The organism is Maritimibacter sp. HL-12 (genome assembly GCF_900177545.1).
Lineage (GTDB): Bacteria > Pseudomonadota > Alphaproteobacteria > Rhodobacterales > Rhodobacteraceae > Sinisalibacter.
Window position 1 is genome coordinate 2,059,228 of the sequence record NZ_FXBQ01000001.1, and the last position, 12,644, is coordinate 2,071,871.

Annotated in this window: 13 protein-coding genes; 4 read left to right on the plus strand and 9 right to left on the minus strand. The window is 67.8% G+C overall.

Annotated elements, in window-relative coordinates; translation table 11 throughout:
• Positions 1-75 precede the first annotated feature (75 nt).
• Positions 76-636, plus strand: a complete 561-nt coding sequence (locus B9Y97_RS10355) for a cupin domain-containing protein (protein ID WP_085526662.1) — start codon at positions 76-78, stop codon at positions 634-636.
• A 9-nt stretch (positions 637-645) separates the two neighbouring features.
• Complete coding sequence (locus B9Y97_RS10360) at positions 646-1,758, plus strand: CaiB/BaiF CoA transferase family protein (protein WP_085526663.1); 1,113 nt, start codon at positions 646-648, stop codon at positions 1,756-1,758.
• Between the two features lie 58 nt (positions 1,759-1,816).
• On the opposite strand, the gene B9Y97_RS10365 is transcribed toward B9Y97_RS10360, so the two are convergent.
• The 5 genes from B9Y97_RS10365 to B9Y97_RS10385 all read right to left on the minus strand — a co-directional run bounded on the left by B9Y97_RS10365 (position 1,817) and on the right by B9Y97_RS10385 (position 4,356).
• On the minus strand, positions 1,817-2,374 hold the full coding sequence (locus B9Y97_RS10365; RefSeq protein ID WP_085526664.1) for a F0F1 ATP synthase subunit B: 558 nt from the start codon (positions 2,372-2,374) through the stop codon (positions 1,817-1,819).
• A gap of 4 nt (positions 2,375-2,378) precedes the next feature.
• On the minus strand, positions 2,379-2,900 hold the full coding sequence (locus tag B9Y97_RS10370; RefSeq protein WP_085526665.1) for a F0F1 ATP synthase subunit B': 522 nt from the start codon (positions 2,898-2,900) through the stop codon (positions 2,379-2,381).
• 83 nt (positions 2,901-2,983) lie between these two features.
• Positions 2,984-3,220 (minus strand): F0F1 ATP synthase subunit C, encoded by a 237-nt coding sequence (locus B9Y97_RS10375; protein WP_085526666.1) that lies wholly within the window; start codon positions 3,218-3,220, stop codon positions 2,984-2,986.
• Between the two features lie 52 nt (positions 3,221-3,272).
• Positions 3,273-4,019, minus strand: a complete 747-nt coding sequence (locus B9Y97_RS10380) for a F0F1 ATP synthase subunit A (protein WP_085526667.1) — start codon at positions 4,017-4,019, stop codon at positions 3,273-3,275.
• On the minus strand, positions 4,009-4,356 hold the full coding sequence (locus tag B9Y97_RS10385; protein ID WP_254900895.1) for an AtpZ/AtpI family protein: 348 nt from the start codon (positions 4,354-4,356) through the stop codon (positions 4,009-4,011). The genes B9Y97_RS10380 and B9Y97_RS10385 overlap by 11 nt, the downstream gene beginning before the upstream one ends.
• Positions 4,357-4,577: 221 nt before the next feature.
• Here B9Y97_RS10385 and B9Y97_RS10390 point away from each other — a divergent pair, with 221 nt between their 5' ends.
• Entirely contained in the window at positions 4,578-4,901 is a 324-nt protein-coding gene (locus B9Y97_RS10390) for an ArsR/SmtB family transcription factor (RefSeq protein ID WP_085526668.1), read from the plus strand.
• Positions 4,902-5,028: 127 nt separating this feature from the next.
• Here B9Y97_RS10390 and B9Y97_RS10395 read toward each other — a convergent pair whose 3' ends face one another.
• The 4 genes from B9Y97_RS10395 to B9Y97_RS10410 form a co-directional block, all read right to left on the minus strand.
• Complete coding sequence (locus B9Y97_RS10395; RefSeq protein WP_085526669.1) at positions 5,029-7,092, minus strand: hypothetical protein; 2,064 nt, start codon at positions 7,090-7,092, stop codon at positions 5,029-5,031.
• Positions 7,089-9,869 (minus strand): DUF4159 domain-containing protein, encoded by a 2,781-nt coding sequence (locus tag B9Y97_RS10400; protein WP_085526670.1) that lies wholly within the window; start codon positions 9,867-9,869, stop codon positions 7,089-7,091. The genes B9Y97_RS10395 and B9Y97_RS10400 overlap by 4 nt, the downstream gene beginning before the upstream one ends.
• Positions 9,869-10,732, minus strand: coding sequence for a DUF58 domain-containing protein (locus B9Y97_RS10405; protein WP_085526671.1), 864 nt, complete (start codon positions 10,730-10,732; stop codon positions 9,869-9,871). Before B9Y97_RS10405 ends, B9Y97_RS10400 begins: the two co-directional genes overlap by 1 nt.
• A gap of 81 nt (positions 10,733-10,813) precedes the next feature.
• On the minus strand, positions 10,814-11,821 hold the full coding sequence (locus B9Y97_RS10410) for an AAA family ATPase (RefSeq protein WP_085526672.1): 1,008 nt from the start codon (positions 11,819-11,821) through the stop codon (positions 10,814-10,816).
• Between the two features lie 57 nt (positions 11,822-11,878).
• On the opposite strand from B9Y97_RS10410, the gene B9Y97_RS10415 reads away from it, so the two are divergent.
• Positions 11,879-12,478, plus strand: a complete 600-nt coding sequence (locus B9Y97_RS10415) for a DUF1285 domain-containing protein (RefSeq protein WP_085526673.1) — start codon at positions 11,879-11,881, stop codon at positions 12,476-12,478.
• Positions 12,479-12,644: the final 166 nt, after the last annotated feature.

Consider the following 12,644-nt stretch of genomic DNA (forward strand, 5'->3'; position numbering starts at 1 on the left):
CGGTTTGGTCCCGTATTGCGCAATATCCTGAGCAATGCTAGGAGAAAATTGCGCAAACCGGGAAGGGGGCGCCGGATGGGTGATGAATTCGACGTGGGCGCGCGGCTCAAGATCCTGCGCCAAAAGGCCGGGCTGAGCCAGCGCCAACTGGCCGAGCGGGCCGAGGTGCCACACGGCCAGATCTCGATGATCGAAACCGGGCGCTCCTCGCCCTCGGTGGCCTCTCTGCGGCGCATTCTCGGCGGCCTCGGTATCACGATGTCGGCTTTCTTTGAACCCGACGAGACATCACTTGCGCAGGTGTTTTTTCGCGCCTGCGACCTGACCGATCTCACTGGCCATCTTGGCGACGGTGTTGCCATCGCGCAGGTCGGTGACGCCACCGCGCACGGCCTTCAGATCCTTTATGAAACCTACGCCCCCGGCGCTGATACCGGCGAGGCGATGCTCGCGCATGAGGCCAACGAGGGCGGGATCGTGGTCGAGGGCGAAATCGAGGTGATCGTGGGCGATCAGCGCATGGTGCTCGGTCCCGGTGACGCCTATCTCTTCGACAGCCGCGCACCGCACCGCTTTCGCAACCCCGGCCCGGGTGTGGCCCGGATCATCTCGGCCTGCACGCCGCCCTACCTGTGAGGATTGCCCATGAAACCGCTTGAGGGCCTGAAGGTCGTCGAACTCGCGCGTATCCTTGCCGGGCCATGGGCCGGGCAGGCGCTGGCCGATCTGGGCGCGGAGGTGATCAAGGTCGAAAGCCCCGAGGGCGACGATACCCGCCGCTGGGGTCCGCCCTTCATAGAGCGCGACGGCGACAGAACCGCGGCCTACTTCTACGCCGCCAACCGGGGGAAAACCTCGGTGATCGCCGATTTCACCAGCCCGGAGGGGCAGGAAACCGTGCGCAAGCTGGTGGCCGAAGCCGATATCCTGATCGAGAACTTCAAGGTCGGCGGGCTCGCCAAGTATGGCCTCGACTATCCAAGCCTTGCGGCCCTTAATCCGCGCCTGATCTATTGCTCGATCACCGGTTTCGGCCAGGATGGTCCGCGCGCCCGCCAGCCGGGCTATGATTTCATGATCCAGGGGCTCTCGGGCCTGATGTCGATCACCGGCGAGAAGGGGGGCGAACCGATGAAGGTGGGCGTCGCCGTGACCGACGTGGTGACGGGCCTATATGCCACTATCGGCATACTTGCCGCCGTCGAGCAACGCCACCGCACCGGGCGCGGGCAGATGGTCGATATGTCCTTGCTCGACAGCGCCACGGCGCTCCTTGCCAACCAGGCGATGAATTACCTTGCCACCGGCACCAACCCGGGCCGGCTCGGCAATGCTCACCCCAACCTCGTGCCCTACGATGCCCTGCCGGTGGAGGATGGGCACGTGATTGTCGCGGTCGGCAACGACCGGCAGTTTCGCGCGCTTTGCGAGCTCCTCGGTCTCGGCGCGCTGGCCGATGACGCGCGCTTCGCCACCAACGCCGCCCGGATCGGCAACCGCGACCTGCTTATGGCCATTCTCGCCGAGGCAACCGAGGTCTGGCAGCGCGCGCCCTTCCTCGCGGCGCTGGAGGCGGCAGGTGTGCCCGCCGGCCCGATCAACGACATCAGCGATACATTCGATGACCCGCAGATCCAGGCGCGCGATATGCAGATTGCGCCCGAGGGCGTGCCGGGCGTTCGCGGGCCATGGCGGTTTTCCGATGCCGACCTTGCGCTCGAGCGCAGTGCGCCGGTACTGCCCCGGGCCAAGGCCTGAAAGCAAAAAGCCCGGGCGCATGGCCCGGGCCCTTTCTGGTTCGCTGACTCGCGTGCGATCAGTGCAGCTTCGCTTCGACGTCCGAAATGGCGTCCTCGATCAGCTTGTTGCCGTCGGCCGCGGTCATGTTCTTGGCGATCAGGTCTTTCGCGGCACCGATCGAAACGGCGACCGCGGTATCGCGTACCTCTTTCACGGCGGCATCCTGGGCCGACTTGATCTGGTCTTCCGCCGCGGCGATCCGACGGGTGATCGAAGCCTTGAGGTCTTCTTTCGCCACATCCGCCGCCGCCTGCGCATCGCGCTTGGCGTGGTCGACGATCTGCGCGGCCTGTTCCGCCACTTCCTTCTGCTTGCGCTCGTAGCTGGCGAGAATGGTCTGCGCCTCCTCGCGCAGTGCGCGCGCTTCGGCCAGATCGGCCTTGATGCCCTCGGCGCGTTTGTCGAGCAACCCGCCGATCATGCCCGGCACCTTGAAGTAGACCAGCACGCCGATGAAGACGATGAAGGCGATCAGCACGATGAAATCGGTGTTCTTCAGCGAGAAGAACGGACCGGACGCCGCGAACGCGGGGCTTGCGGCGGCGATCAGGGCAAGGCTGAGTAGGTGTTTCATGCTCTTACCCCTTCATCCGCGCGTTGACGGCCGCGGTAACGGCCTTGGCATCGGCCTTGGACCCCATCGCAGAGAGAATCTCCTTGGTGGTATCCTTGGCCACGGCCTTCACGCTTTCAACGGCACCGGCCCGGATCTCGGCGATCGCCTTCTCCGATTCAGCCGCCTTCGCGGCAATCTCGGCGTCCGCCTTTTCCTGGGCCTTCGCCAGTTCGCCCTGGATCTCGGCCTTGGTCTCCGCGGCGATCTTCTGCGCTTCGGCACGGGCTTCGGCAAGCGCCTGGTTATAGGCTTCTTCCGCTTCCCTGGCCTTGAGCTTCAGTTCTTCGGCGGCAGCGATATCGTTGGTGATGGTGCCCTGACGCTCCGACATGACACCGGCGATACGGGGCAATGCGATGCGCGACAGCACGAAGTAGATGGCAACGAGCGTAACCGCGAGCCAGAAGATCTGGTTCGGGAAAGTCGCGAAATCGAGTTGCGGCATGCCCGCGCCGTCAGCGGTGGTTTCTGTTCCGCTTGCCATGTTGTCCTCCTGGAACCCGGATCGGATCGGGCGAGGCTACGCGTGGCGCATCCTCGCCCGTTCGTAAGGTAGGGCCGAAAGGATCAGACGGCAAACATCAGCAGGAGCGCGATGAGGAACGAGAAGATCCCGAGCGCTTCCGCAAACGCGATGCCGATGAAAAGGGTCGCGGTCTGGCCACCGGCCGCCGAGGGGTTGCGCAGGGCACCGGCGAGGAAGTTGCCGGCCACGTGGCCGACGCCGATGGCAGCGGCACCCGAGCCGATGCCCGCGAGGCCTGCGCCGATGAATTGACCGAGTTGTGCGATATCGCCTTCCATGATGTCTCTCCTTACGATGGAATTGCGTTGATCTTGTAGGCTCCCGCCCGTCTCAGTGCGCCGGATGTAGCGCGTCTCTCAGGTAGACGACGGTGAGGATGGTGAAAACGTAGGCCTGGACGCCGGCCACGAGCATTTCGAGCCCGTAGATGGCCGTGATCGACAGAACCGCGACCGGGCTGATGGCGGCGATCGCCGCAAAGCCCGCGAAAACCTTCATCACTGCATGGCCCGCCATGATGTTGCCGCCAAGACGGATGCTGTGGCTCACCGGGCGCACGAAATAGGAAATCAGCTCGATGATCGCGAGGATCGGCCGGAGCGCCAGCGGTGCCGACGATACCCAGAACAGCTTGAGGAAGCCCGTGCCATTCTTGACGAAGCCCAGAATGGTGACGGTGAAGAACACCGCCAGCGCCAGAACCGCGGTCACCGCGATGTGCGAGGTGGTGGCGAAGCTCATCGGCAAGAGGCCGAGGTAGTTCGAGAACAGGATGAACATGAACAGGGTGAAGATGTAGGGGAAGAACTTCACCGCGTCCTTGCCGGCCACGTCCTCGACCATCTTGTAGGTGAAGCCGTAGAGCACTTCGCCGATCGACTGGGTGCGCGAGGGCACGATGGCCCGGCCGCGGGAGCCGAACACGAACAGCGCGGTGATCGCGACAAGGGCGATGGCCAGCCAGAGCGTCACGTTGGTGACGGTGTACCAGTGCACCGGGCCATCGCTGAACAGGGGCTTCACGATGAATTGGTCGAGCGGGTGGAACTCAAGGCCGCCGTCGTTTTCAGTCGCCACGTCTTTCTTCCTCGTCCAAAGCCGCTTTCGCGGCCTGTTGCAGCTCTATCTCCCGTGCCGAGGCGAGCATCGTCTTCACGCCCGCCGCCAGGCCAAGGAAGATGAAGATCACCAGGAACAGGGGCATCGTCCCGAAGACGTAATCCAGCCCGTATCCCATGCCGAAGCCGATCCCGAGACCGGCCACAAGCTCGATGACCATCCGCCAGGCAAGGTTCGCCTGGGCATAATCCTTTTTCATGTGGGTGGCGCCCTCTTCCGCCGCCTTGGCCCTCTCGATCCGTTCTTCCAGCGCCTTTAGACGGTCGCGGGGAAGGTCGTCGATCGGGTTTGCCACGGTGCAGATGCCCCCTCATGATCCTGCATGGTTGCTAAGCGGCGCGGGGCCATGAGTCAACGTGGTTTAGCGCCAACAATCAGCCCCCTAAGGCCTTGAAAAGATTGAAAGCACCAAGGCGCGCTGCAATCTGGAAAAAATGCCGCTGCCGCCGGCACCCCTGAAAACCATATTCAACCGATCGGTTGACGAAATCCGCCCCGTCGCCTATCGCAAGCGACATGGACCCGCGCCTCGATCTCGTCTTTGCCGCTCTCGCCGATCCGACAAGGCGCGCGATCCTGACCATGCTGCTCGAGGACGACATGGCGGTGACGGACGTCGCCGAGCCCTTCGCGATCTCGCTCGCGGGCGTCTCCAAGCACCTTGCCATCCTCACCCGCGCGGGCCTCATCAGCCAGGAAAAACGCGGCCGGGTGAAGTGGTGCAAGCTCGAACCCGAGGCGCTGCGTGACGCCAGCACATGGATGCAGGCATTCGGCCAGTTCGACGCGCTCGACCTCGACGCTTTCGAACGCTTCCTCGAAACCGAATTGCGGGCCTGATCTCTTCTTGGGTCGTCAAATACCTCGGGGGTGCGGGGGCAGCGCCCCCGCGTTTGACTTGGCCCGATCCGCCAGCGGATCGGGCGTGGCAGCGCCCCCGCCGAGCAACCCGGCGCGCCGCCGGCGTTCAGTTTCGCAACCGTCGCCCTTCCACGAGCCAGGCCGCCACGGCCAGCGCCGCCGCGATCAGCAGCATCAGCCAGGCCGGGGCAAGCGGCGTCACGCTGAGCGCCTCAACCACGAAGGCCTCGCGTGGTGTATAGCCGATCCAGCCGCGCCCGGCGGCGGTGCGTCCCGGGCGCACCGGGCGCAAGCTGGGGGTGCCGTCTTCCAGCGCCAGGGCGCCACCGTTCGAGGGCGAAATCACCGGATCGAGCAGATCGAGGCTGGCCAGCGTCGCCTCGAACTCCTTCGGCGCCGAGGGGCCAACCGCGATCACCGCTTCCATGTCACCTTCCGCGAGCCGGTAGAGACCCATGGCGGGCGCGTCGAAGGTGGTGCTGAAAAGGCCCGGCTGGGTCTCGGTGAGGGGCAGCACGATGGCCTCCCCGTCGGGTCCGGTGACCGTCACCTCCCGCGCGCCGGTGTCCAGCGAGCGCCGGGTGACCGTGACCTGCTCCCCCTCGGCCGTGGCGGTGAGCGCTTCCTCTTCGAGTTCCGGCTCTTTCATCATCCAGTGGGCAAGCCGGCGCAGCAGTTCTAGTTGCGGTCCGCCGCCTTCGTAGCCGCGCGACCAGAGCCACGCGTGGTCCGAGGCCATCAGCGCCACCCGGCCCTCCTCGACCCGGTCGAGCACCAAGAGCGGCGCGCCGTCGGCCCCGTTCATGACCGTCATGCCGGTGCCTTCGGGCACGTCGAGTTCCACCTGCCTCAGCCAGCGCCCCCAGCCGTCTTCCGGGCCGAACCCCTCAAGGCCGCGCGTGACAGGGTGGCGCGCGCCAAGATCGGTCACTTCCGGCAGGTAAGGTTCCTCGATCAGCCGCGACGTGGGCCGTCCCGGCAGCACCTCGCCCAGCGGCGAGCGCGCAATGCTTCTGGCCGATGCGAAATCCGGCCCGGCCGAGATCAGCACCGCGCCGCCGGTGCGGATGTAATCGCGGACCGACGCGAGGTAGGCGGCGGGCAGGATGCCGCGCAGCATGTAGCGGTCGAAGACAATCAGGTCGAACTCGTCGATCTTGTCGAGAAACAGCTCCTGCGTCGGGAAGGCGATCAGGCTCAATTCTGTGACCGGCACACCGTCCTGCTTTTCCGGCGGGCGCAGGATGGTGAAATGCACCAGGTCCACGGCGCTGTCGGATTTGAGCAGGTTGCGCCATGTTCGCGAGCCGGGATGCGGCTCGCCCGAAACCAGCAGCACGCGCAGCCGGTCGCGCACGCCGTTGATCGCGACAACGGCGGCATTGTTGCGGTCGGTCAATTCACCCTCCGCCTCGGGCGTGCTGAATTGGATCACGTTCTGCCCGCCGTGGCTCAGGGTCACCGGCATTTCCAGATCGCGCCCGATCGGAACCTCGTGCAGGGTGGGCTCGCCGCCGTCGACCGAGATTTCCAGTTGCGCCGTTGTCGCGCCCGGATGCGCCCCGCTATCCTCGATCCTCAGCCCGATCGCCTGCTCCTCGCCGAGGATGGCGAAGGCCGGGGCGGACGTGATGCGAAGGCGGCGGTCCCAGTCGTCGGCGCGGCCAGTGGCGAGCAGATGCAGCGGCGCGGGCAGGGCGGGGGCAGCCTCGATGTCGTGCACCTGACCGTCCGAGATCAGAACCATCGCTGCCACCCGGTCGCGCGGCACCTCCGCCAGCGCCTGCGCCAGCGCCCCCATTGCCAGCGTGCCGCGGTTGTCATCGCCATCACCGAGCCGCGCGACGCGCAGTTCAAGCCCCTTCGAGGCGGCGTCGCGTTCGAGCGCGGCAAGCGCCGCCTCGGTCTGGTCGGCGCGGTCGGAGAGGGCTTGCGAGGCGCTTTCGTCCACCACCGCGAGCAGGATATCGCCCAACCCTGCGCGCTCCTCGGTCTGCAGCGAAGGCCCGGCGAGGGCGGTGAGCAGCGCGGCCGCCCCGAGCGCGCGCAGCGCCCAGCCCTTGAGCCCGCGCCAGAGCGCCAGCGCGGTAAGGGCCAGCACCAGACCCGCCGCGGCCCAGAGCACGGGCCAGGGGAAGGCCGGATCGAAGATCACCGACGAGCCGCTCATTGTCCCAGCCTTTCGAGCAGCGCCGGCACATGCACCTGATCGGATTTATAGTTCCCGGTCAGCACGTGCATCACGAGGTTGACGCCGAAGCGATAGGCCATCTCGCGCTGGCGTTCCCCGGCATATCCCCGGCCCACCGGCAACAGCGGCTGGCCGCTTTCGTCCACTGCCCAGGCCCCGGCCCAGTCGTTGCCGCCAATCACCACCGGCGTGACACCATCGTTGAGGTTGCGAAACGGCATCCCCTCCGCGCGCTCGGCATCCGGCGGGGCCGCCTCGACCCAGACTTCGCGCCCCGCGTGTCGGCCCGGGAAATCGCCCAGCAGGTAGAACGTGCGGGTGAGCACATGGTCGCCCGGCACCGGTTCGAGCGGCGGAATGTCGAGCGGGCGGGCGAGGGTGCGCAGCCGCGCGCTTTCCGCGGTCGCGCCCGAGCCGAAGCCCGCCACGTCGCCATCGCGGGTGTCGAACAGGATCATCCCGCCGCTGCGCAAAAAGGCGTTGAGCCGTGCATAGGCCGCGTCCGAGGGCGTGGGCTGGTCGGCGGTCACCGGCCAGTAGAGCAACGGGTAGACGGCGAGTTCATCGCCCTCCAGATCAACGCCGACGGGCGGCGAGGGTTCGACCGAGGAGCGCATGTAGATCTGGTCCGACAAGCCTTGGAGCCCGGCCTCGGAAACCCTGTCCACGCCAGAATCGCCGGTGCGCACATAGGCGAGGGTGACGTTGTTGGCCCCGGCAAGCGTGGCCTCGTCGATCGCCTCTTGCGCGAGGGTTTCCGCCGGGAACACGACGAGAATCGCCAGTCCGAGCGCCGCCACCGCGTTTCCGGTGCCGCGTGCAAGGCGTCCGGTGAGCGCCAGCGAGGCGAGCAGATCGGCCGCAAGCAGGGTCAGCGCCGCCATCAGGAGCCAGCCCGCAAGATCGCGCTCGCGGCCGGCCTCTTGCCATTCGGGCGTGATGCCGGCGGGCCAATCGGCCGGGGCGAGCACCGCCTCGGCACCGAGCACGTTCACCGCCACGAGCCGCGACTCGGCGCGGTACAGGCCCGGCAGCAGCTCAGGCCCCGGTGGGTTGGTCAGCATTTCCCCCGGCAGGCCGGGGCGGTCACCCGCCTCGGTGAGCGCCCCGAAACCGTCGAGCAAACGCTCAGGCAGCCAGGTCGTGCCCGCCAACTCGCCGCGGTCGGGGCTGCCTGCGCGGGTCGAGACGGCCAGACGTTCGAGCATCTGGACGAACAGCCCCGAGAGCGGCAGGCTCGACCATTCGGCATTGGCGGTGCTGTGCACGAGAACCACCTGCCCATCGCCAAGCGCCTTGCGGGTGACGAGCGGGGTGCCGTCGGCGAGCGCCGCGATGGTGCGATCGGACAGATCCGGCCCCGGCTCGGCCAGAACCTGCGCGCTTACGGTCACGTCTTCCGGGATCGAAAGGCCGTAGAACGGCGAGTCTTCCTCGAACGGTGCGAGTGCGCGCGGCGCGCCCCAGCTCATCGCCCCGCCAAGGCTGCGCCCGCCGGTCCGCAGCCGCACCGGCAGGAGCGGATCGTCTTCGCCACGCCCGGCATCGGCGGCGGCGAGCCGCGGCCCCGCGAAGCGCAGAAGCAGACCGCCCTCGGCGACCCAGGTTTGCAGCGCTTCCGCCCCGGCCGGGGCGAGCGCCGCGACATCGGCAAGGATCACCACGTCCGGCCCGGCAGCGATCAGGTCGGTGATCGACCCTTCGAGAACTTCCGCCGTGGGCGTCAGCGCCTCGCGCAGGTAATGCAACGGCGAAAGCAGTTCGAGACCTTCGCGCCCGGCACCGCCTTCGATCAGCGCCACCTTGCGCCGCCGGAGCGAATCGTCGGCCAAGGATACCGCACCGGCAGAACGCAGGCCTTCGATCTCGAACCGCGTCACCCGGTTGCGCAACTCCGGCGGCAGCGACAGCTCGGCCTGCGCTTCGTTCGCGTCGGCTTCGAAATCCAGCGTGGCGCGCACCAGTTCGCGCTCGACCCCGGCCGGATCGGGACCGATGCCGGTCACGATAATCTCCTGCGCCGCCGCTGCCGGTGTCCGCAGGGCGGAGAGGTGCACCAACCCGCCCTCGATCCGCGCCGGGCGCAGTCCAAGGCGCGGGGCAGGCGGTTCGATCACCCTCAGCGGTCCGAGACCCGACAGCGCGCGGGCGAGGTCGGCGCGCGCGGGGCTGGCGAGACCGTCGGAAATCCAGAGCGTTTCGATCCCCGCCGAAGCCTCCAGGCCGCTTGCCCAATCGCGCGCCGGGCCCAGATCGGGCGCGAAGGGGCGCGGTGCGAGGCCAGGCAACTCGGCCAGCGCATCGCCCGCCGCGCGCAACGGCAGTTCGCCGGGCGCGCGCGGTGGTTCGGAGATGCGCAGCACGGCCGCCCGCCGGCCCGCCGTTTCCGCCGCCTTGAGCGCCCGCTCCGCCGCCTCGATCCGCGCCCGCCAATCGGGCGCGGCGGCCCAGCCGTCGTCAATCAGAACCACCAGCGGTCCACGCCCCGGCGCGCGCGGCTCGGGGTTCAGCACCGGCCCGGCGAAGCCGATGATCATTGCCGCAACGGCAAGCAGCCGCAACAGCAGCAGCCACCACGGCGTGCGGTCGGTCTCGTGATCCTTGTCGTCGAGCCCGAGCAGCAGGATCACCCCGGGAAAGGCACGCCGGATCGGCGCGGGCGGCACCGCGCGCAAGAGCCACCAGAGCACCGGCAGGGCGGCGAGGCCGAGGAGCAGCCATGGTGCGGTGAAGCCGATCGGGCCGAGGCTGAACATCAGATCCGCCCCTCCAGGGCCCGGTAGAGCCAGAGCAGCGCCGAGGCGGGCGGATGTCCGGTATGATGGAGGTGATACTGCCAGCCGGTGCGCCGGGCCAATTCGCCGAGTCGGGCCTTGCGCTCGGCCAGCCGCTCCAGATAACGCGCCTTCAGATCGCCCGCCTGCCGGGTTTCATATTCGACACTCCCGCCCACCGAGTGAAACACCGTCCGCCCGCCGAACGGAAACCCCTCCTCCGCCGGATCGAGCACCTGCAGAAGCGCGCCGGATACGCCGCGGTCGGCGGCGGTGGTGAGCGCGGCTTCGACCGGGGCCAGCGGGCCGAGAAAATCGGACAGGAACACCGCGCGGGAATGGCGCGGCAGGGTGGCCACCTCGGGGGCGCCGTAGTCGGGCGTGGCAGGTTCGGCCAGAGCCGTCGCGATCCGCTCAAGCTGTAACGGCCCGCGCATCGGCGGTGCCTCGGCCTCGGTCAGCCCGACCCTCTCGCCGGCGTTCACGAGCAGGATCGCGGTGGCCATCGCAATGAGCGCGGCACGCTCGGCCTTGGTCTCGCCGCCCTTGTCGGAGGCAAAGCGCATCGCCGCCGCGCGGTCGACCCAGAACACCACCGCCTGCGCCGCCTGCCATTCCTTTTCCTGCACGAAATGCTGGTCGGAACGGGCCGAGCGGCGCCAGTCGATGGCGCGGGCCGGATCACCGGGCTGGGCCGGACGGAACTGCCAAAACGCATCGCCCAATCCCGGACGGCGGCGGCCATGCTCGCCAAGCACGATGCCCGCCGCGAGGTGGCGGGCACGGGCGAGAAGCGGCGGCAGCGGCTGGGCCAGCGCCTCGGCGCGGGGGCGCAGCGCGGTCATGACGGCACCGCCCTGGAGTGTTGCTCCCCGGACCCCCTGATGACCTTGGGCCAGATTGTAGATGGGTGCCGGGTCATTGGATCAGGCGGCGGCCTCGGTGGCCTGAAGACCGGCCACCACCCGTTCGATCAGCCCCGCAAGGCTCTCACCCCTTGCGCGTGCCGCGTATCCCAGCGCCATGCGGTGGATCAGAACCGGGGCGGCCAGCGCGATCACGTCGTCGGGGCCGGGGGCAAGTCGGCCCGAGAGCAGGGCGCGTGCGCGCACCAGAAGCATCAGCGCCTGCGCCGCGCGCGGCCCGGGCCCCCAGGCCACGGCATCGCGGACGAAATCGGCCGCGGTCTCGTCGTCGGGACGGCAAGCGCGCACCAGATCGAGGATCATCTCCACCACCGCCTCGCCCACCGGCATCCGCCGCAAAAGGTGTTGCGCTTCGATCAACTCGGCGGCGCTGAACACGGGCGAAACCTCGGCCTCCTCTGCGCCGGTGGTGGCGAGCAGGATGTCGCGCTCGGCGTCGCGATCCGGGTAAGCCACGTCGATCTGCAGCAGGAAGCGGTCTAGCTGCGCTTCGGGCAGAGGATAGGTGCCCTCCTGCTCCAGCGGGTTCTGCGTCGCCAGCACGTGGAACGGCGCCTCCAGCGGGTGGGCCTGGCCCGCCACGGTCACTTCGCGTTCCTGCATCGCCTGCAAGAGCGCCGACTGGGTGCGCGGGCTGGCGCGGTTGATCTCGTCGGCAAGCAACAACTGGCAGAACACCGGGCCGGGCAGAAACCGGAAGGCGCGGCTGCCGCCCGCGGCTTCTTCCAGCACTTCCGAGCCGATGATGTCGGCGGGCATCAGGTCGGGGGTGAATTGCACCCGGCCCCCGTGCAGGCCCATCACCGTCGAGAGGGTATCGACGAGCCGGGTCTTGCCGAGGCCGGGCAGGCCGATCAACAGCGCGTGCCCGCCCGCCAGCATCGCCGAAAGCGTGAGTTCCAGCACCTCCTCCTGGCCTATGATCCGGCGCGCGATCATTGCCCGCGCCTGTCCGAGCTTCTCACCCAGGGCCTCGATGTCGGCCACCAGGTCCTCCGCCTTGTCCATCAAGCGTCTCCTTGCAATACTTAAGCCCAGTTAAACGGCACCGGGGATGTTTCTCAAATGACAAAACCGACAGAGGGCGCAAATCGCCCACCTTCCGCCGAAAGCCTGGCCAGCGCCGCGCGCACCGCCAACAAAAAGGGCCCGGCACCGGTGCACCTCTGGGATCCGCCTTTCTGTGGCGATCTCGATATCCGCATCGCCCGCGACGGCACCTGGTTCTATCTCGGCACCCCGATCGGGCGGCACGAGCTTGTGCGCCTGTTCTCCTCGATCATCCGCAAGGACGGTGACGATTATTTCCTCGTCACCCCGGTCGAGAAAGTCGGCATCCGAGTGGATGATGCGCCCTTCGTGGCGGTCGATTTCACGGCGGAGGGAGAGGGCCACGACCAGCGCCTGACCTTCACCACCAACGTCGGCGAGTCCTGCACCGCCGGGCCGGATCACCCGATCCGCGTGGCGCGCGATCCCGAAACCGGCGAGCCTGCGCCATACGTGACCGTGCGCGCCAACCTCGAGGCGCTGATCGACCGAAAGAGCTTCTACCGCCTCGTCGAGCTTGGACGGCACGAGCAGCATGAAGGCACGCGCTGGTTTGGCCTTTGGTCGGCTGGCAGGTTCTTTCCGATCATTCCGAGCGACGAATTGCCCCGATGACCCGTCATCCGCCAAGTCTCGGCCGAAACACCGGGCCGCGCAGACCCCTGACCTGCCGCCTCGGCGGGATTTCGCCGGGCGATGGCCGCGATCTGGAACAGGCTCCGGCGGTTGGAAACAAGGCACTCGTTACGCAACAGATGCGTGCACACTACTCACGATCCGG